Origin of the sequence: Hahella sp. CCB-MM4 (genome assembly GCF_002260525.1) — a bacterium.
In the GTDB taxonomy this organism is placed as follows: Bacteria; Pseudomonadota; Gammaproteobacteria; order Pseudomonadales; family Oleiphilaceae; genus Hahella.
In genome coordinates this window covers 239,694-258,522 of record NZ_MRYI01000001.1, presented here as the reverse complement: position 1 = coordinate 258,522, position 18,829 = coordinate 239,694, and the positions used below count along the sequence as shown (strand labels likewise).

Sequence of the window (18,829 nt, the reverse complement as noted above, 5' to 3'; positions counted from 1 at the left end):
CAATAGAGGTTTTAAATGGAAGAGCGTTTACCGCAAGTGATTCCCATGGACGTCGATCACAGCTTTAGGGGCAAACCTCACCATTGTGGTGGGCGCTTTAAGTCGCCGCCTTCCCCTCATTCTGACGGACGCCAGTCACGGGAAATGATCCAGGTCCTCTGGCATCTTCTGCGACGGGGGAACTTGCCTCTAAGTGATGTTTCAGACCATTTGTGGACGAGGGAACAGGCACTTGAGGGCCTTGGGAGGCATGTCTCAGGAGAGGCTTCCAATGCGGAAATTCAACTTACCTGGCTTGGGCAAAGCTGTTTTTATTTTCGGGTAGGTGGGCTGGGGATTGTCACAGACCCATTCCTGGGTAAACGGGCATCCCCCATTCGATATAGTGGGCCAAAACGTTTGGTCGTGTCTCCGCTGACTCTGCAGGATCTGGATATTGATGTCATAGTTATGTCGCACAATCACTATGATCATTTTTGCGCAGAGACTCTGTCGCAGGTTCGCAATAAGGCGTCAATTACTGTCATCACCACTTTGGGACTCAAGCCTCTGTTCGAGTCTTTGGGATACCGGCGGGTGCTTGAACTCGATTGGTACGATCAGGCGAGGATAGGTGAGGTCTCATTTTACGGACTACCTGCCTACCACTTCTCCGGTCGATCGTTATGGGATGCTGATGCAACACTATGGGCAAGCTTTGGAATCGACGCACCGGAAGGGCGTTTGTTCTTTGCCGGTGATACGGGCTATGGCCCGGCATTTCGGGAGGCTGGGTCGTTGACAGGGCCCTATGATATTGCCTTGGTTCCCATCGGCGCTTATGCGCCACGATCAGTATTTGCTGCGGTACACGCAAGCCCGGAAGAGGCCGTGGCCATGGGGGAGGATCTGGGGGCTGAGCGTTTGGTTGGTATGCATTGGGGAACTGTCAGGTTGACGACAGAGCCGTTCTGGGAGCCCAGGGAAAAGTTTCTGGATCACCAACGCGGACCTGCGCGTGAAGTGTTGGCTATCGGCGAAACTCGCAGTGTACCTGTAGGCCGCTCTTCGTCCTGACTTCGCTTAGGAAGAGGGATTCGTTGCGGAGTCGGTTGATTTAACTGAAACGCGATGCGCTGTAGATGGCTCTGGCAGGCGGATGCCGTCCGCAACAAAGGTCCGTAGCCACTCCTGGGCAAAATCCCAGAGCATTGGGCGGGCCAGCCAGAAACCCTGAATCTGATCTGCTCCCAGAACCTTGAGTACTTCCAAGGTGGCGAGTTCTTCAACTCCTTCCATCACCACTTCGTAGCCAAGCCCGTGGCTCATCTCTATGGCAGTCTTGGCAATCACGTAGTTTTCCTGGCATCTCTCGATATTGTGAACCAGAGAACGGTCGATTTTAATCTTATGTAGTGGCAGCCGCTGAATGTATGACAGTGAGGAGTAACCGGCACCGAAATCATCCAGAGCAATGGAAAAGCCAAGGTCAGAAAGCTGTTTGAGCGTCTCCAGAGCCAGATCGGGAGTCCGCATCAGGGCGGTTTCAGTAAGTTCCAGTGTCAACTGTCTGGGGTTGACTTCATGGCTGGACAGCAGTTCTTTGACCTCTTCAACAAAATGCGGCATCTCCAAGTCTACAGCGGAAATATTGATGGCGATACCCACTTCGCCGTATCCGGATGTCTGCAGTGCCTGAAGTTTACCCAGCGCATTTTCCATCACCCATAGGGTAAGTTGATGAATAATGCCGGATTCTTCTGCCAGATAGATGAACTCTTCCGGGCTGACGTGTCCGAAGCGGTCATGATGCCAGCGGACCAAGCCTTCAAACGAAGTGATCTTGCCGGTTTTGAGGCTGAGCTGAGGTTGAAAGTTCAACACCAGATTGTTGTTCTCGATCGCCTTGGCTAGTTCTGCCATAAGCGTTAATCGGCGTTCGCTGTATGGGTTAAAGTCATCACAGTATTCTGCAACGCAACCCTGGATGTGGTGGGTGGCATCCAGGGCTATCTTGGCCATACGAAGCAGGCTTTGGGGATTCTGTCCGTGCTCTGGATAGCGCGCCAGACCGAACCTGGGGTCGAGGTCCAGGGATAAATTACCAAAATCAATGCGCTGCAAAAGGTATCCGGAGATGGCCATCATCAGGACTTCTTGCTCTTTGGGAGACACCGAGTCGAATACTAGCGCAAGGGTAATGTCATCGACCGACGCAACATGAATCCGGGTGCCCGCAATTGTTTCAAGAGCTGTCACCCCAGGTAATGGGCTCACGAAGTCATTCAGTTGATGGGCTATCTGATAGAGTAGTTGGTCGGCGTTGTCCTGCCCCATGGTGCGATCAATTTCCCGATATCGGTTGAGGCTGATCAGGCACAGACTCAGGGATTTATTGCCGACAACGCCGATGCGTTCCTTAATGAAACGCTCCAGATATCCCCGGTTGGGGAGCTCTGTGACCGGGTGATGGGTCGCATCGTAGAGATTTCGTTGCTCCATGCGCTGCAGTTCACGCTGTTCTTCAATGACCTGTTGCTGAACTTTCAGGCGATGGTCTCTTTCCTGATAAACCCGCTCGACGATCGCCAGGGAAATCAGGGCTGCTTGTAGTGCGGAGCCGATTTCAAGGGCGTTGACGGTGAGCAGGCTGTGTGGAATCACTCCCAGGTTGAATAAAAGCGTGGTGAGTGCACCAATCTGGAGGCCGGTCCAGGCGCACGAAAACAGGCGGGCCTGACGAATGCCTTTGTACCAGAGATAGGGGGATACAATCGAAACTGCCAGGACCGCCGTCAGAGCGCCAATCACGGACAATTGCTTTGAGATATACGGTGGCAGGAAAAACGCCAGAGCAAGACACGCAAGGCTGATGAAACTGATGGATTTCAGCAGTCTATTCGCCCTTGGGGCATAAAGCCGGGTTTCCAGGAAACGCCTGGAAAACTCTGTGAGGGCGAACGCTGACAGAGGGACCGCGATCAGGATGGACAGGTTCTGCAGGTCCGGAAGATCCGGCCAGATTAATTGGAAGGTTCTTCCTGATAGTGACGCCTGAATCAGCAGGATCATGGAGGTCAGCAGCATGTAGTGGAAATACATGCTTTCGCGAAGTGCGATAAAAATGAAGAAGTTGAAAATGATGACAAACAGAAGAAAACCGGCGTAAAGCCCGTGTCCAACCGCTTCCATATCATCCTGAAGGTAAAAAGCCTGGGGCTTCCATATTTGCATGGGAAACGAGACTGAACCTTCGCTGCGTACTTTGAAGATATATTGATGTACCGAATTGGCTGGAACATCCGCCGTATAAAGATACATCGGGTGGTTCTGTTCTCTGCTGTTGAACGGATACAGCTCCCCTGACAGGTTTTCCCGCAACAGCTGGAATTGATCAAACTCCCAGAAGTGGACATCGTCCAGGTGAGGAGCCCTGACCACAAGAAGGCGCTGCTGAGGCTGGTCCGTATTATTTCTCAGCTGGAATCGGAACCAGAATGCTTCCTCGGAATAGCCGAAGTTGGCGCTGGTGGTGTCTGCCGTCTTCCAGTGAATACCCGATCCCCGCAAGAGATCGCGGGCGGTGTAGTCGTCCTGGCTGGTCTGGAAATATTCAAAGGTTGGCTGCTGAAGTGTCTGATCGCTGATATCCGCCGTGATGATTTGATGGGGATATATTGTTTCCCCTGCTGGCAGTGAGGATGCTTCGCTTGATGCCTGGGTTTCAAAAGCCGTAATTGCTCCGATCAGAAATACGCCGGCAAGTAGGGCAAACAATACCTGCAGGGAGGTCATGCCCCGATAAAAGTTGAAACCTATAAGCTTCCTGAAAATGTTCAGACCTCCGGGTTGATGGCGTTTTACTGGTTAGTTAACTGACGGGCCCATTCTCTGGACCAGGGAACAGCTACTTCCTCCGGGTCTGCGGTCTCCTGAGCATCGATTTTCAGTAATGGGCTCAGCGGTTTTGCCGCCAGTTCAGTAAAAGCCTCAAATATCAGATCCCCAGCGCCTCCAAAGGATTCGAAATAGGAGCTGTCTCCCAGCGTAATGACGCCGAAGGGTCTGCCGACAATGTTGGGGTATTCGTTGGTCAGGCCTTGATAAAGAGGCGCAATATTTTCGGGTAGATCTCCGGTACCGGTGGTGGATGTGCATATCAAGACAGCTCCCTCTGTTTCGGTAACAGAAGCGAGGGTGGGGGCCTCATGCAGCTCCACGGAGAATCCTTCGGCCTGCAGGGCTGTGCGGACGGCTCTGGCAGTTTCCAGTGCAGCTCCATAAACTGAGCCGACACATATAACGATCTGATTCACTACAATCCTGACAGGTAAATGAGATGAATATCGATTTGCTTGTCTAGCTCGACCACAGAACTGGTCGACGTATAGAGCTGACCATTATACTGACGGCCCGGATTTCTGTCAGAGAGCCGTGCAACGGATTCGTTACCAATCCGGTTATCTTTGTAACAGAGTTCGAAACTGTTAATTGGATCACAATATGCCGGCTATGTCGGACATGACCTAAAGGAGTGAGCATGAACTATTGGCTGATGAAGACCGAGCCCGATACCTTCAGCATTGAGGATCTGCTGAATTGTCCCCAGTCCATCAGTATGTGGGAGGGAGTACGAAATTATCAGGCGCGTAACTTCATGAGAGAAATGAAGGTCGGCGACAGAGTGATGATATATCACAGCAGCTGTGCGGTTCCGGGAATTGCCGGATTTGCTGAAGTCTGTCGGACGGCCTATCCGGACCCCACGGCTTTTGATCCGGAGTCTTCCTACTACGATCCAAAAAGCAGCTCAGAAAAGCCTCGTTGGTTTTGTGTGGATGTTCAATGGCGATTCACACTGGATGAAGTGATTCCACTTTCAACCCTGAAGAGTGATCCGTTGCTGTCTGACATGTTGCTGGTCAAGCGCAATCGACTCTCGGTAATGCCGGTGACGGCTGCAGAGTGGAAACATATCCAGTCTCACTACCTGTGATGACCTTGTCTGGCTGAATACCTCGTAAGTTAGCGGGCTGAGCGATTGGCCGGTGAGGGTTCGGGTTTCTGTACTACCAGCGGAATCACCAGGTTGCGGCCTTTGACTTTGGCTTGGTACAGGTTGATGTCTGCTTGTTTCAGCAATGAACCAAGGTTTTTGGTCTGGCTGATCGAGCAGACACCACAGCTGGTGGTGAAACATATTCTCTGGTTCTTGTATGTCAGCTCGGTTGCTTCCACCCGCTTTCTGAATCTTTCTGCTGTCGCCAGTGCCTGGACCATCGATGTATCCGGAAGAAGAACAAGAAATTCTTCTCCTCCCCAGCGGGCGGCAGTGTCGACTTTCCGGCATGACTCCCTCAGCAGGTTAGCAAATTCCACCAGTACAAAATCGCCCGCATCGTGGCCATAGGTGTCGTTGATGATCTTAAAGTGATCGATGTCCAGTAGGATGACGGAAAAATAGCTGCCATGACGTTTGTACCGAAAGAACTCCTTTTCCAGATGTTGCTGCATATCGCGCCGGTTAGGCAGTTGGGTAAGCTCGTCAGTCCGGGCAGCCTGCTCATATAGCCTCGCCATGCTGATCAGCTCTTCTCGGGCCTGTCGACGTGAGTAGTCCATGACAAAGGAAAAAACAGTCACAAAGGAGACGCTGGCTGTGAAGCGCAGCTGGAAGTCAGTGGTATAGGTTGCTTTGATCAGGGGGATTTCAGGAAATCGGAAGACGATAAAGATCAATATGGCCATGATGCCCATCATGATCCATCCTCTGCGTAACCCGATGATGTAAAAAACGAATGGCGGGAACACATAGAACCAGAGGATGCCGGTATTGCTTTCGCCACCTGAGGCTATCAGATACAGGCAGAGTCCCCCGACCAGCCACAGGAAAATCGTGCGAAACGTGGAGCTGTTCTGGGTGCGGTCATAGACCACAACATTGAGGGCCATCACCATGGCAAACCCGAACAGAGCGGCTGAATGAAGGTGGTGGCCAGAAAACCACGACTTTATGCCGATCGCTATGGCTGTCGCGGCTGCAGCATAGGCAATACTCTTGATAACCTTAATGACCTGCTTATCTTCATCAAGCAAGGAATTAACGGCCCTATATTTTTGATTCTTGTTATCTTCTGTCATTCACTGGCGGCGCTTTGTGTGGCGATTTTCTAACGCTAGGTTGTTCTAGGCAACGGTTCTTTGCCGTATTGCGATAGAGTTATGAGTACCTGCGATATTCCGTCATCCCCATGTCAACAACGTCCGGTTGTCGACTTAGTCAGCACTTTCATATGTACTGAAAACCAGCAGCACATTTATTTGCTTTGTATGAAAGTTAAAAGCAATAGCAATAAATAGCCGGGTGGACTTTCTGTCCCTGACAGCCCCTATAACCCAACGAGCCCCATAAGAAGTACAGGGCTGCCGACGATGGGACTTCACCGAATAAGTTCAGTATAGGCAAAGTTTCGCGAAGTGGAGATTCGCTAACCCCCCGGAATTGAGCATATTTTCGTTACCGAGTATTTCCGGCGCATGAAAAATATAGCATGGGCGTGGTCGCCCGGAGACTCGTTTCCCCTCAATACCAAGGGCTGCAGATTATTCCGGGGGACTAAATTTTCATGCCAATGGGTTGTGAACCGGTCTTAACAGGATCTATTTCGTGGAGGGATTCCTGTGGCAGAGCATCGGCAATAAAGTGGGCGACTGAATCCAATAGAGAAAAACGGAATTGGCTGTATCTTGCACGTCCAAATCGATCGCGATATTCAACGTAAAGCCAGTAGCTGAAGTTCAATTGGCCCGATTTGCTGCGTCTCTCGCCTGAAGCCAACCACACATATAGTTCGCATTGGTACAGGTTTGACCACACTAGTTGGGGATGATTGAGAAAGCGTTCGCTATCCGGCGAATCCACTTTAAAGTTGACAGAATGTTGCATAGGGTTCTCCACGAAGTTTAATACCACGTGCGAGAACTGACGAAAGGGCTTACCTGTTATTTGTCAGGGATGACCACATCCCAAAACCAGATCGAACCGTTATTTATGTCGTTCCCGCTTAGCGGGGGGTAGTTCCTTTTAATGACTCGCTGCCGAAGAGTTTTGGCAGCATGACGAAACGGGGGTCACTTACCTTGCGGTAACATCCCCTTCGTAATTCGTTTGGTCATTAACAGGTTTGACATAAACAACTTATATCCGTTGGTTTTGGCACCACCTTGCCCAGGTCGGCAGGTTGGCGAGGACCGTCAGTCCTTCTCTTGATGCACGAACGCTTCGAATGTATATAAAATGACCATAGATTTCAATAGGGTGGGTAGCAAAATTCAAAAAAACTTGAATAATGCTAAATCTCTTCAGTTTTTCTCACACAGGAGATGGCCATTGAGCGCGTCAATTGATTCCTACTATGCCGTGATTTTTTCCAATAGGTTGAAAGCCTCCGCCTATGATGATGGTTATGAGGCTACGGCTGCCAGAATGGTGGAACTGGCGCAGCAGCAGCCAGGGTTCCTTGGGGTGGAGTCTGCGCGTGATCAGAGTATGGGCATTACCATTTCCTATTGGAAAGATGAGGCGTCGATCAAGGCTTGGCGTAATGAAGCCGAGCATACTGTCGCCAGGGAAATGGGGCGTACAAAATTCTATCAAAACTATCACTTGCGGGTGGCTCGTGTAGAGCGGGAGTACGAGTTTGAAGCGGAATGATTTGAGGTAGGTTATTGATCCTCCAGGAGGCCTAGTCCGGGTAGGGCCAGGATGTCCGTCAAGTTGTCTTTATATATGTTATTTGGGTGACTCTTTTGTTACAGTTGCGCCCTCAGTTTTAGCAGGGGATAACACCGATGGAGTTTCGTAACCTTGGAGAGTTACAGGACGCAACCTCTTCTGTAACTCAGGACGTAGCTCGACTAGGTTTCGCGCTTCTTTTTGTATTCGGCATTTTTATCTATACCGGTTTCCATACCCAAGGGGTGGAAGGCGGTTATCTTCTGGTCGCTGCTGCCATTATCGGCGGCTATATGGCCATGAATATCGGCGCCAACGATGTGGCGAACAACGTCGGTCCGGCGGTTGGCTCCAAAGCCCTGACCCTTGTCGGCGCATTGTTTATCGCAGCGATATTTGAAGGCGCTGGAGCGTTGATTGCCGGCGGCGATGTTGTCAGCACAATCAAGAAAGGCATCATTAATCCGGATTTTATCTCTGACGCAGATACGTTCATCTGGTTAATGACCGCTGCACTTCTCGCTGGCGCTTTATGGCTGAATCTGGCGACCTATATTGGAGCTCCTGTATCAACCACTCACTCGATTGTTGGTGGGGTGCTGGGGGCCGGGATCGCCGCAGGTGGATTCGCTGTTGCCAATTGGACTCAGATGGGGGCTATTGTCGCCAGTTGGGTTATCTCCCCGATGCTGGGTGGTTTGATTGCCGCGTTGTTTTTGTACTTCATCAAACGAACCATCCTATATAAGGAAGATCGAATAGCTGCGGCAGTGCGATACGTTCCCATTCTGATCGGTATTATGGCGTGGGCTTTTGTCACCTACCTGCTGCTGAAGGGCACCAAGAAAATCGTCAAGCTGGATTTTACAACGGCGTTGGCAATTGGCGGCGTCAGTGCTTTGGTGATTTATGCCTTCTTAATTCCGCTAATCAAGAAAGCCGGTGCCAAGTTGGAAAACCATCGGGATAGTGTGAACCGACTGTTTACCGTTCCTTTGATATTTGCAGCGGCCTTGCTGAGCTTTGCGCATGGTGCCAACGATGTGGCCAATGCAATCGGCCCTCTGGCGGCAATCAACGATGCAATTATCAATCATGGGATTGTTAAATCTGCTTCTATTCCGCTTTGGGTAATGATGATCGGAGCCATAGGAATTGCCATTGGCCTTCTGTTATATGGTCCAAAACTGATTCGTACGGTCGGTAATGAAATTACCGAGCTGGATAAAACCCGGGCATTCTGTATTGCCCTGGCAGCCGCGATTACCGTCATTATCGCATCCCAGCTTGGATTGCCGGTCAGCTCCACTCATATTGCAGTGGGAGCGGTATTTGGTGTCGGTTTCCTGAGAGAGTACCTTAAGGTCAGCTATGCCAGCCAGTTACATCAGATTATTGATGATCATGCTGGTATCGAACGGGAAAAATTGCAGAAATTCCTCAAAAACTTCCAGGAAGCTTCCGTTGAAGACATGAAGCTGATGCTGAAGCAGGCGAAGAAAAACAAAGAAGACGTTCCCCTTACCAAAAGTGAGCGTAAACGCTTAAAGAATGTCTATAAAGAGGAATTGGTAAAACGTGCCAGCATGAAGAAGATTGTTGCTGCCTGGATTATCACCGTTCCTGCCTCTGCTCTTTTAGCTGCGTTCCTTTTCTACACGATCCGTGGCCTTCTGATTTAAGGCCTATCCAAAACAGGCACTGGTCTTAATGCAGGCCGGTGCCGTATCCTTTAAACAAATGAATATTAATGGTTTCCGGTTCTTGCCGGGAATGGTTGGCAATTGTTGTGGTGTCGATTGTCAGTAAGGGAGACGTTTAGTCGGGAGAAAAGGATGCAACCAATGGTGATATACCATGGCGGGGGATGTCTGGATGGCTTCGGTAGCGCTCTGGCGGCATATTGCTATCTTAATTGCCGTGAGGGACTGGAAGTTGAGTACTATGCTGCCCAGCACAACGAACCACCGCCTAATGTGATGGATAGAGAAGTCTATCTTCTGGACTTCTGTTATCCGCGCGCCACGATGCAGACGCTTTGTGAGGCTGCTTCGAAGGTCACCATACTGGATCATCACATCAGTGCCTACCAGGACTGCAAAGGGTTGGATCAAGACTTTCCACACCTGGAAATGGTCTTTGACATGAACCGTTCCGGCGCTGTGATAACCTGGGAATACTTCCATCGAGAGCCGGTACCCCGATTGCTGCAATGTATTCAGGACCGAGACCTTTGGAGCTGGACAATACCTGAGTCCCGTGACGTGACTGCAGCGTTAGCATCCTACCCCCAGGAGTTTGATGTCTGGCTGCCCTGGCTGGATGAGCTGCCGCTGCTGGAGGATCTGGCTCGTGAAGGGAAGGTGATTAACCGCTATCGTAATCTGGAGATTATTCAGTATAAGAAGCGTGCCGCCATGGGTCGGATTGCCGGTTTCGATGTTCCAATAGTTAACTGTCCCACCAATATCATCAGCGAAGTTCTGGGCGAACTTGCCCAGGGGTATCCTTTTGCCGCAGGGTATCTGGATAAACCGGAAAAACGTATATGGTCTCTGCGGTCTTCGGCGGAAGGCGAAGATGTTTCCCAGATCGCTTCCCTGTTTGGAGGAGGTGGGCATGCCCGGGCCTCAGGTTTTTCTACTCCGTTGTCCGCTTCAACCAGAAGGCTGAATAATGCGGATCTGGCTAATACCGGAACCTAAGCTGAGAGTAAGTTTTCACTAATTCATCTAAGTTGTCGTTATGGAGTCTGCGGTAACCGATATCCGGCCCCTTTTTAGCATTGGATATGCCACCAAGCCAATAGCAACCTACATAGAGCAATTGCATCACTACAATGTTGATGTAGTGGCCGATATTCGTTCGGTTCCCTACAGCAAAGCTTTTCATGACTACCATCAGGAAGCTCTCCGCCACACGCTTAAGGCCTCTGGGATCGGCTATGTTTATCTGGGGCCGGAGCTTGGCCCTCGCTCGAAGGATCCGGCCCACTACGATGAACGAAGACAGGTCCAGTTTGATCGTCTGATGGAATCTGCTCTGTTCAAGTCCGGTATTCAGCGGCTGTTTGATGGCATCGATAAGGGTTACACGATCGCGTTGAGTTGTGCCGAGAAGGATCCGGCGATCTGTCATCGTAGCCTGCTGGTGGGGTGGTCGTTGCTTCATCAATATGGTTGTGAGCTGCAGCATATTCTTCACGAAGGAGAGCTGGAGGGACAAATTGCGTTAGAGAGCAGACTGATGCAAACGACAGATACCTTTCCGGATATGCTGATGGATGAGCCGGAGGCGATACAGTTGGCCTACAGGCGTCAGTGTCAGAATTGCGCTTACCGGATACCTGAGGCTGATTGATTTCAGATCGGCACAGAATTTCTTTTCTATCGGGATTGAGTTTCCGCTCGATTGCCTTTATGTTCTTTCGGGTGCTGGATCGAAGCACCCAGGCTCGCGGGAAGAGTTCAACTCACGATCATCAAACCCAGAAATCCAGGCAACCCTTTAAGTCCTGACAGTGGCGAGCACAGGTCAAAAACGAGGGCTGTCTTATGTCGCAATCTTCACTTGAAGCTCCGCGTCTGTCGCTGGAGTTTATTCGGAAACATGCCAAGCGTCTCCACAAGCGTCTGTTGAACGGAGAGGATCAGGCTTCCCACTGGTTTTTAGAACATCATCCAAGAGCTAATACGCTGTTGATTGATAGGTCGCAGGTAAAGCTGGCGGACATTCAATGGGGGCTGGCTCGGGAATATGGACTTGCCAGCTGGCCGGCATTGGTCAGGCATGTGGAAAATCTGGAGTATCATCGAAGAGCCATTGCTCAGGCGGCGCGACCTCTGGATAGGGCTTCTACGCTCCATCTGCGATGTGGTTGTGACATCCGGGAGGGATTGAAGTTAGCGGGATTCTGCGGCGCCTTTCTGGAATTCTCTGATCCGTTTTGCCAGGGGCCGGTGCCCGCGGAGAATTTGCTGACAGCTCGGGCAGAGTTCATTTCCAGTGCATATGGTCTTCCTTTGCAGGAAGTGAAAACCCGGCAACATAAAGAATATCAGCAGCTCAACGCATGCTGGGAGCTTTATGATGAGGTGGTGCTCTGGTTTGAGCATGACAGTTACGATCAACTGATTCTCGCATACATTCTGTCCCATATGCCGAAGGTTCATTCGGCTAAAGTCCATCTGATCAATATTGACCGCTTTCCCGCCATTAAACGGTTTAACGGCTTGGGTAGGTTGGAGCCGGAAGGTTTAAGATCCTTATGGCGGCAGAGATGTCCAGTGAATGCCCATATGATTGAGCAAGCTGAAAATGTCTGGCTGGCACTGACTTCCCCGTCACCTGTGTTGCTGGAGAGTATTCAGAGAAAGGGGTTGTCGGAATTACCTTTCATGTCGGGTGCTATTTTTCGGCATATACAGGAGCTCCCCAGTCGGTTCAATGGATTGAGTTTGACGCAGCAATTGGCTTTAGAAGCAATACAAGTGGAGCCGAGGACTGGCGGGCAAATCTTTGGCCATCTGGTCAGGGAAACCGAGCCAAGAGTATTTTTAGGGGACTTAATGTTCTTTGCTGAGATGAACGGGTTAAGGTTCGCCGACACCGCTCCGTTTGATGTGGTCGATGACGGAGATCCACAGCCCTGGCCGAAACGAACTATCCAGATTAACGAAACGGGCAGGCAACTTTTGGGAGGAGAGCTGGATTGGTCCCAGTGCGGGCCAAAGCCCCGCTGGGTTGGTGGTGTATGTCTGTCTGAAACGCCCTGGTGGAGGTGGCAGGTGGACGCCGATAAACTGTTGCTTGTGCAGCATTAGTTCCTGTACCAGCAGAGTCTGCCCCTAAGCCAGTAGGATAGCTCTCTGCTTGCGAAAAGCAGAAACGCCGACTAGCGGCGCTTCTGCTTAGGTTTGATTCTGCCTCCGGTTTCGCGTGGAGGCAGCCCTGTATGCTGGGTTAATACGGTTCCCTTGCGAGGAGCTTTCTTGCGATTTCCACCCGTTGGCAGATTCGGCTTTGCCTTGTGAGCGGTGCCGGTATGACCCTTGGGATTCAGTTTGGAGCCATACTTTTTCGCACTGGGATGGTTCGCAGGCTGGGTCGGAGGCACCAGATGCTTTTTACCATACCCGATGAGATGGGCTTTCCCCATCCGTTCCAGTGCTTCCCGCAACATTGGCCAGTTATCCGGATCGTGATAGCGCAAGAAGGCTTTATGCAGCCGGCGCTGGCGTTCTCCTTTGGGGATCACGACTTTGTCGGATTTGTAGTTCACCCGGTGCAGAGGGTCCCTCTCAGAATGGTACATCGCTGTGGCGCTGGCCATGGGGGAAGGGTAAAACGCCTGCACCTGATCTGCCCTGAATCCATTAGACTTCAGCCACAGGGCGAGATTCATCATGTCTTCATCGGTTGTTCCCGGGTGGGCGGCGATAAAGTAAGGGATCAGGTACTGTTCTTTGCCGGCTTCCTTGGAGAAGCGGTCAAACATGGCCTTGAATTTGTCATAGGTGCCCATGCCGGGCTTCATCATTTTTGACAGCGGGCCATCTTCGGAATGTTCCGGTGCAATCTTCAGGTAACCACCCACATGATGGGTCACTAGCTCCTTCACGTATTCCGGATCTTCTACCGCCAGATCGTATCGGAGACCTGAAGCAATCATGACGCGTTTTACGCCAGGTAATGCGCGTGCACGACGATACAGCTGGGTCGTCGCACTATGATCGGTTTTCAGGTTCTTACAGATGGTCGGATAGACACAGGACAAGCGGCGGCAATGAGCATGTATCTCCTCACTTTTGCAATTAAGGTGGTACATGTTGGCCGTCGGGCCGCCCAGGTCAGAAATGGTACCGGTAAATCCTGGGGTCTTATCGCGGATTTTCTCGATTTCCCGAATAACGGAATCTTGTGACCGGCTTTGAATCCAGCGCCCTTCGTGTTCGGTGATCGAGCAAAAAGAACAGCCGCCAAAGCATCCTCGCATGATGTTGACGGAAAACTTGATCATGTCATAGGCCGGAATTCGGGCGTTACCGTAGGCCGGATGTGGGACCCTTTGAAATGGCAGGTCGAAAACCTCGTCCATTTCTTCTGTGCTTAATGGAATCGCCGGCGGATTCATCCACAAATAACGGTCACCATGTTTCTGGACCAGTGTCCGCGCGTTTGCCGGATTGGTTTCCAGATGCAGTACTCGGGATGTATGTGCATAAAGCACCGGATCGTTGCGGACTTTCTCATATGACGGAAGCAGGATGAATTCCTGCTTACTTCCCGGTGAGGGCAGAATCCGAATCACCTGCTCCTCAACCTGATCATTCGCTACCTGGGACTGACTGGCGCAGGAACTGCCGTCGCTGTTTTCCTCACCAACATACATATACGGGTTGGGCATGGGCTCGACCCGTCCCGGTTTATCTATCCGGGTGGAATCCTTGATGTCCCAATCCATAGGTAATTCTGAAATGACGCTGGCAGTGCCCCGAATATTCAGCATGTCCTTGAGAGCCTCGCCCCGTGATGCACGATGGGCAATCTCTGTCACGGCACGTTCGGCATTTCCGTAGACCAGCAAATCTGCTTTGGAGTCAAAGAGTACGGAACGTCTGACTTTGTCTGACCAGTAATCATAGTGGGCGATCCGGCGAAGACTGGCTTCAATGCCACCGACCAATACCGGCACATCGCTGAAGGCTTCCTTACAGCGCTGGGTATAGACCAGAACGGCCCGGTCAGGACGCTTACCGCCTTCATTGTTCGGCGTGTAAGCATCATCATGACGTAGTTTACGATCCGCCGTGTAACGGTTGATCATGGAATCCATGTTCCCGGCGGATACCGCATAGAACAGATTGGGCTTGCCCAGCTTCATGAAATCTTCTTTGGACGACCAGCTTGGCTGGGCAATGATTCCCACCCGGAACCCCTGCTTCTCCCAGGTTCGCCCGATCACGGCCATCCCGAAGCTGGGGTGGTCCACATAGGCATCACCACTAATAATAATGATGTCGCAGCTATCCCAGCCAAGCTGGTCCATCTCTCCTCTGGACATGGGCAGATAATCAGCCGTGCCAAAGCACTCCGCCCAGTATTGAGGATGGGAAAATAACCTTTGCGCTGCGTGCATAGTGATGAAAACCGAGTTGATCAAAAAATGGCCGAGTATTTTACTCGATTATTAGGACGGGTGCGAGGTATCTCACATAAATAAACAAATGGATGGGGATAGGGAGTGTCAGGTATTTGGGGTAATGTTACCTCCGCCGCTAATTCTGAATACTCAGCGATAAATATTTATGGATGATAAGCCTGCATGACTAATTTTGTGTCGGATCTTCATAGCATCTTCAACCCTTATTTGAAAGGGTAATATGTTGTGAAAAATCACAGTAGAATGTTTCTTTTCAATAAGTGATCAGGTTACTTGCGAACAAATTGATCTAGTCAGACGTTGAAGTTGTGTCTTGTAAGGCTGTAACGGAGTTACGGCATTGCTTTGGATACGGAAGTATATTGTCGAATAAATTTTTGGCAGTTGAAGGTGGTTTTTAAAAAGAGAGGAAGTTGTGGAAGTTAAAGGACCTAAAGGGATTGCAGGGTTTATATTGTTAGTGGTCATAATCGCTCTTGCTTACAATCAATCCCAAAAAAGGCAAGAGATGAAGTCTTGGCCGAGTACAGAGGGTACCATCACATACTCGTATATAGATGACTGGAAGCGCACGGATAATACTGAGTTAAATGATATCAAGATTAAAAAGGATGTTGTGGAGTATGCCTTGAAGGTTGAATATGAGTTTGAGGTTGACGGTATTGGATATACCGGACATAAATTGGGAGTGGCATCAAATTGGACAAGATCATTAAAAAGCGTCGAGGCGCAGCTGGATATGTACCCCGCTGGTAAGCAAGTTACTGTGTATTATGATCCTGATAATCCTCGCGATAATGCATTAATTCGATAATACGCTGAGCTTGGTTCTGGTCTGCTTGCTTGAGCTCCAGTGGACGGAAAGTCTTATAGGTTCTACCCCATTATACAGATGATTGATGATTGGGGGATTGGAGCCGCGTAAAAAACTCTCCTATATAAATTTCCATAGATTAATCTGTTAAATAAAGTAAGAGTTGGTTAAATGAATAAACTTATTGTTTTGATCTTAGTTATTGCCGGTCTGGTATATTTTGGATACAAGAATAAGCCTGAAGAGGAGAAGGGGAAGATCATATATGGAGAAGCACGAGTGTCTTTTAATTTTCCTGGCAGGGAAATAGAGGGCGTTGCTGTAGGGCAGCGCTATGAGGGTAATGATTGCGATCTGAATAATTCCACCAATGATTTTCTGAAAGCGTGTATTCAGGATAAAGTTTGTGTTCAGACGAAATTTGAATGTAAAGAAAGTGTGGACCAAAAATATCTTCATATGCTTAACAAGAGTGATGCCTCTACACATTATGTACATCTTACGGCCAAGAATGAGCCGCTTAAGGGAGTCGTTCTATTTTGGGGATTGACCATGGATGAATCTAAGGCCGTTTGCAAGAAAGTCGTGACTGACTTTAATTCAGATAAGCGATCCAAATTCATCGCTAAATGCATTTAAGCTCGTACCGGTTCAACAGGGAGTTTTGTCATCACCATGTGCCAACACAGATTCATGAGAAATATATTTTTAATTTTCCTGGTAATGACTCCGCTCGTTTATGCTGGTGAATATGTACTTATGCCGCAATCAGCTGTACAGGCGATGCTCAGTCAGTGTTCGAGATCTGCGCCGAAGATTGAAGGATCATGGGATCCCACAGATGAAGATATCGCTGGCTTGGAGGCGAATCTCCTGAAGCTAAAGGATGTTGAAGCGACGGAGTGCTGCGGAAGAGGAAAACTGGAAAGCAATCCTGAAGACTGTTTTCGCCAATACGTTGGTGTCGTTATAGAAGGCACGAGATTCATATACATAAATTCGGTATCAGATAATTGGTTTGGCTCTAAGCACGTACCCCAAATCGTGTGTGATGGTGGAAAAAGTTTTTGGGGAGCATTGTACAATCCGGTTAGTCAGGAGTTTAGTCATTTAAATTTCAATGGCGGGGCCTAAGGTCTGTTGAATTCGCACATTCAGATAAAATCATTTAAGGCATTAAGTTGTGATTCCACAAATATATGAAGTCACTGCGATAGGTGAGGGGGCAATTTATGTCATGCCCAAACCCTCATCTGAGTGGTTAAAGGAAGACATTCACTATTTGTCCTCTTTGGGTATTACTAAGGTTGTATCACTATTAGAGTTTCGTGAAGCATGTGAACTCGGATTGGAAAATGAAGAGCGCGAGCTACAGCATCATGGTATTGAATATCAAAATTTTCCTATCCAGGATCGGGGTCTGCCGAATCTGACTTTATTCGCCGAACTGGTGGATGCTTTGTATGAGGAAATCCAAAGAGGTCACAACCTGGCGATTCACTGTCGGGCGGGAATTGGTCGCACTGGTATGTTGGCCAGCTGCATTTTAATTAAGGATCAATATGATCCCCAAACTGCGATTGATATGGTTTCAGCTGCTCGTGGTGTCGGTATTCCTGATACTCAAGAGCAGTATGAATTGATATGCAATTATGGAGAGTGAGTTTTGAAAAATTATTCCTTCCATCCTCTGATAAGTTAGATTTATATGAATCGGTATCTTTTCCTGCTGCTTGTAGCAATGTCTTGCAATGTGGGAGCTCAGGAGGATTGGGTGCAATCATATGAAATGGCTGAATGTCATTCTGATGACGATCCGAAGGGAGATGTCTTTCTTCAATGTGGCATCAGTCCCACAGTCAAAAAGCTTGCGATCAGTATTATTGAGTCAGAGAAAAAGGGAAGGCAGTACTTTGCCAGATTAAGAGTTGAAAATACCAACTTGTATCCTGTCTTGGTAAAGACCCTGATGGTCACAGGGAGAAATGCAGAAGGTGAGCCCGTCAGCTTTTTTGGGAATCAGGTAAAGATTGCTTTAAGACCTGGTGATAGTGTCGAAACTACGGTCTCAGGAGTTTTTCCAGAGCTTTTGCATATGCCTGGGGTGGATATAAATATGACTTCAATTGATATTATGGCCAGCCCTTGGTGATGTTGATAATCGATAGTGTATTGGGCCCGTTAAAAACAATTTACTTTTCTGTGAGATGATCGCCTAGATTAAGTAAATGTAGGTTGCTGTGTGCAAGTGATTATGAGACTTTCCCTGAATTTATTCGATTTCGTAAATAGTTGAACAAGGATAGGGGAGGAGCTTATTAAGGAAGTTAGATGTTAAAAAAACTTTTTAATGGAGTGGTGTTTGGTGCAGGCTTCGGTGTCGCATTCCTCTTGGTACTGGGCTTGGGTTCAAAATTCTTATTGCCGATAATTCTTAAATATTCACCCATGGGACCAGCATTTCAAGCTTCCAATAATGGGGGATTAGTACAGTTGGATCCATCGAATTCGCCCAGAGGTACCAAGGAGTTCAGTTTCTTCAAAGATACGTATCGAATGGAAATTCCAGAAAATGGCGGGATATTATCTACGACCCCATTGGCGACTCCCTCAGGAGCGGAAAGGCCCAGCACCTATCAGTTATGGTTAACCCAGTCGGAGCTATGGCAAATAGAGACTCATGGTGAGGAAGTAGAAGTTAAGAAGTTACCCCATCCGGATGATGCTTCACTCGATACGCTGAGCTCATTGATGCGGACGAATCTCGGCCTTGTGGTAAGGCAGAGCTCGATAACTGTCTCGGACTTTCAGATCAAACAGCTGAAATTAACTGGGGTCGCACCGAGAAGCGAAGGCTTGAATGGTGAGCTAAATATCACGGTCGAAGGGGTCGTATTTATTCTCCCTGGTCAATTTAAGACCTAATACCTCAATGAGGTGAATGAAGTGTTTATATAGGTATTAAGCATGGCGCTGGATCTATATGCGGGAAATGAAAAAGACAGGATCGCTACTCATGAAGAGGCGCTTTGGCCTTAACCTACTACTATGAAACCAAATTACATAGAACGCTTTTCGTCAGTCTACAACAACACTCGATTCGCTTTTTTGGTTCTGGGAATTGGGTTTACTCTGCTTA

General features: G+C 49.1%; 18 protein-coding genes and 1 riboswitch. Of the genes, 13 read left to right on the top strand and 5 right to left on the bottom strand.

Features of this window, described 5'->3' with window-relative positions; translation table 11 throughout:
* Window positions 1-15 precede the first annotated feature (15 nt).
* Window positions 16-1,056 (top strand): MBL fold metallo-hydrolase, encoded by a 1,041-nt coding sequence (locus BTA51_RS01210; RefSeq protein WP_246840876.1) that lies wholly within the window; start codon window positions 16-18, stop codon window positions 1,054-1,056.
* A 6-nt stretch (window positions 1,057-1,062) separates the two neighbouring features.
* Here the strand turns inward: BTA51_RS01210 and BTA51_RS01205 are convergent, their stop codons facing one another.
* A complete protein-coding gene (locus BTA51_RS01205; protein WP_094705465.1) occupies window positions 1,063-3,774 on the bottom strand; it encodes an EAL domain-containing protein in 2,712 nt (903 codons plus the stop codon).
* Between the two features lie 65 nt (window positions 3,775-3,839).
* Complete coding sequence (locus BTA51_RS01200) at window positions 3,840-4,295, bottom strand: flavodoxin domain-containing protein (RefSeq protein ID WP_094705463.1); 456 nt, start codon at window positions 4,293-4,295, stop codon at window positions 3,840-3,842.
* A gap of 224 nt (window positions 4,296-4,519) precedes the next feature.
* Here BTA51_RS01200 and BTA51_RS01195 point away from each other — a divergent pair, with 224 nt between their 5' ends.
* Complete coding sequence (locus tag BTA51_RS01195; RefSeq protein ID WP_094705461.1) at window positions 4,520-4,975, top strand: EVE domain-containing protein; 456 nt, start codon at window positions 4,520-4,522, stop codon at window positions 4,973-4,975.
* A 29-nt stretch (window positions 4,976-5,004) separates the two neighbouring features.
* Here the strand turns inward: BTA51_RS01195 and BTA51_RS01190 are convergent, their stop codons facing one another.
* The gene (locus tag BTA51_RS01190) at window positions 5,005-6,120 is read right to left on the bottom strand and encodes a GGDEF domain-containing protein (protein WP_094705459.1); all 1,116 of its coding nucleotides are present in this window, start codon (window positions 6,118-6,120) and stop codon (window positions 5,005-5,007) included.
* Window positions 6,121-6,595: 475 nt separating this feature from the next.
* Window positions 6,596-6,925 (bottom strand): hypothetical protein, encoded by a 330-nt coding sequence (locus tag BTA51_RS01185; RefSeq protein WP_094705457.1) that lies wholly within the window; start codon window positions 6,923-6,925, stop codon window positions 6,596-6,598.
* A gap of 223 nt (window positions 6,926-7,148) precedes the next feature.
* A riboswitch (SAM-I-IV-variant riboswitch) is annotated at window positions 7,149-7,257 on the bottom strand.
* A gap of 112 nt (window positions 7,258-7,369) precedes the next feature.
* On the opposite strand from BTA51_RS01185, the gene BTA51_RS01180 reads away from it, so the two are divergent.
* The 5 genes from BTA51_RS01180 to BTA51_RS01160 all read left to right on the top strand — a co-directional run bounded on the left by BTA51_RS01180 (window position 7,370) and on the right by BTA51_RS01160 (window position 12,537).
* Window positions 7,370-7,693, top strand: a complete 324-nt coding sequence (locus BTA51_RS01180) for an antibiotic biosynthesis monooxygenase (protein ID WP_246840875.1) — start codon at window positions 7,370-7,372, stop codon at window positions 7,691-7,693.
* A gap of 137 nt (window positions 7,694-7,830) precedes the next feature.
* Window positions 7,831-9,396 (top strand): inorganic phosphate transporter, encoded by a 1,566-nt coding sequence (locus BTA51_RS01175; RefSeq protein ID WP_094705453.1) that lies wholly within the window; start codon window positions 7,831-7,833, stop codon window positions 9,394-9,396.
* 162 nt (window positions 9,397-9,558) lie between these two features.
* Window positions 9,559-10,419 carry a phosphoesterase gene (locus tag BTA51_RS01170; protein WP_246840874.1) on the top strand — a complete coding sequence of 287 codons (861 nt, stop codon included), beginning with the start codon at window positions 9,559-9,561 and terminating at the stop codon, window positions 10,417-10,419.
* Between the two features lie 40 nt (window positions 10,420-10,459).
* A complete protein-coding gene (locus BTA51_RS01165; protein ID WP_094705449.1) occupies window positions 10,460-11,074 on the top strand; it encodes a DUF488 family protein in 615 nt (204 codons plus the stop codon).
* A gap of 194 nt (window positions 11,075-11,268) precedes the next feature.
* The gene (locus BTA51_RS01160; RefSeq protein WP_094705447.1) at window positions 11,269-12,537 is read left to right on the top strand and encodes a DUF1835 domain-containing protein; all 1,269 of its coding nucleotides are present in this window, start codon (window positions 11,269-11,271) and stop codon (window positions 12,535-12,537) included.
* A 71-nt stretch (window positions 12,538-12,608) separates the two neighbouring features.
* Here BTA51_RS01160 and BTA51_RS01155 read toward each other — a convergent pair whose 3' ends face one another.
* Window positions 12,609-14,852 (bottom strand): YgiQ family radical SAM protein, encoded by a 2,244-nt coding sequence (locus tag BTA51_RS01155; RefSeq protein WP_094705445.1) that lies wholly within the window; start codon window positions 14,850-14,852, stop codon window positions 12,609-12,611.
* Window positions 14,853-15,291: 439 nt separating this feature from the next.
* Between BTA51_RS01155 and BTA51_RS01150 the strand changes: the two genes are divergently transcribed.
* From BTA51_RS01150 to BTA51_RS01125, 6 genes are all read left to right on the top strand, one after another.
* A complete protein-coding gene (locus BTA51_RS01150; RefSeq protein ID WP_094705443.1) occupies window positions 15,292-15,690 on the top strand; it encodes a DUF3592 domain-containing protein in 399 nt (132 codons plus the stop codon).
* A gap of 171 nt (window positions 15,691-15,861) precedes the next feature.
* Window positions 15,862-16,329 (top strand): hypothetical protein, encoded by a 468-nt coding sequence (locus BTA51_RS01145; RefSeq protein ID WP_094705441.1) that lies wholly within the window; start codon window positions 15,862-15,864, stop codon window positions 16,327-16,329.
* Window positions 16,330-16,383: 54 nt separating this feature from the next.
* Window positions 16,384-16,824 (top strand): hypothetical protein, encoded by a 441-nt coding sequence (locus BTA51_RS01140; RefSeq protein WP_094705439.1) that lies wholly within the window; start codon window positions 16,384-16,386, stop codon window positions 16,822-16,824.
* A gap of 49 nt (window positions 16,825-16,873) precedes the next feature.
* Window positions 16,874-17,353, top strand: a complete 480-nt coding sequence (locus tag BTA51_RS01135; protein ID WP_094705437.1) for a dual specificity protein phosphatase family protein — start codon at window positions 16,874-16,876, stop codon at window positions 17,351-17,353.
* A 111-nt stretch (window positions 17,354-17,464) separates the two neighbouring features.
* Complete coding sequence (locus BTA51_RS01130) at window positions 17,465-17,842, top strand: hypothetical protein (protein ID WP_094705435.1); 378 nt, start codon at window positions 17,465-17,467, stop codon at window positions 17,840-17,842.
* Between the two features lie 179 nt (window positions 17,843-18,021).
* Window positions 18,022-18,615, top strand: a complete 594-nt coding sequence (locus BTA51_RS01125) for a hypothetical protein (RefSeq protein ID WP_094705433.1) — start codon at window positions 18,022-18,024, stop codon at window positions 18,613-18,615.
* The last annotated feature ends 214 nt before the right edge of the window (window positions 18,616-18,829 follow it).

Bases quoted from the DNA above. Each gene is read 5' to 3' on its own strand.
- BTA51_RS01140 (WP_094705439.1), top strand. From the start codon at position 16,384: ATGAGAAATATATTTTTAATTTTCCTGGTAATGACTCCGCTCGTTTAT.
- BTA51_RS01205 (WP_094705465.1), bottom strand. From the start codon at position 3,774: ATGACCTCCCTGCAGGTATTGTTTGCCCTACTTGCCGGCGTATTTCTG.
- BTA51_RS01155 (WP_094705445.1), bottom strand. From the start codon at position 14,852: ATGCACGCAGCGCAAAGGTTATTTTCCCATCCTCAATACTGGGCGGAG.
- BTA51_RS01195 (WP_094705461.1), top strand. From the start codon at position 4,520: ATGAACTATTGGCTGATGAAGACCGAGCCCGATACCTTCAGCATTGAG.
- BTA51_RS01125 (WP_094705433.1), top strand. From the start codon at position 18,022: ATGTTAAAAAAACTTTTTAATGGAGTGGTGTTTGGTGCAGGCTTCGGT.
- BTA51_RS01165 (WP_094705449.1), top strand. From the start codon at position 10,460: ATGGAGTCTGCGGTAACCGATATCCGGCCCCTTTTTAGCATTGGATAT.
- BTA51_RS01175 (WP_094705453.1), top strand. From the start codon at position 7,831: ATGGAGTTTCGTAACCTTGGAGAGTTACAGGACGCAACCTCTTCTGTA.
- BTA51_RS01185 (WP_094705457.1), bottom strand. From the start codon at position 6,925: ATGCAACATTCTGTCAACTTTAAAGTGGATTCGCCGGATAGCGAACGC.
- BTA51_RS01190 (WP_094705459.1), bottom strand. From the start codon at position 6,120: ATGACAGAAGATAACAAGAATCAAAAATATAGGGCCGTTAATTCCTTG.
- BTA51_RS01170 (WP_246840874.1), top strand. From the start codon at position 9,559: ATGGTGATATACCATGGCGGGGGATGTCTGGATGGCTTCGGTAGCGCT.
- BTA51_RS01145 (WP_094705441.1), top strand. From the start codon at position 15,862: ATGAATAAACTTATTGTTTTGATCTTAGTTATTGCCGGTCTGGTATAT.
- BTA51_RS01160 (WP_094705447.1), top strand. From the start codon at position 11,269: ATGTCGCAATCTTCACTTGAAGCTCCGCGTCTGTCGCTGGAGTTTATT.
- BTA51_RS01210 (WP_246840876.1), top strand. From the start codon at position 16: ATGGAAGAGCGTTTACCGCAAGTGATTCCCATGGACGTCGATCACAGC.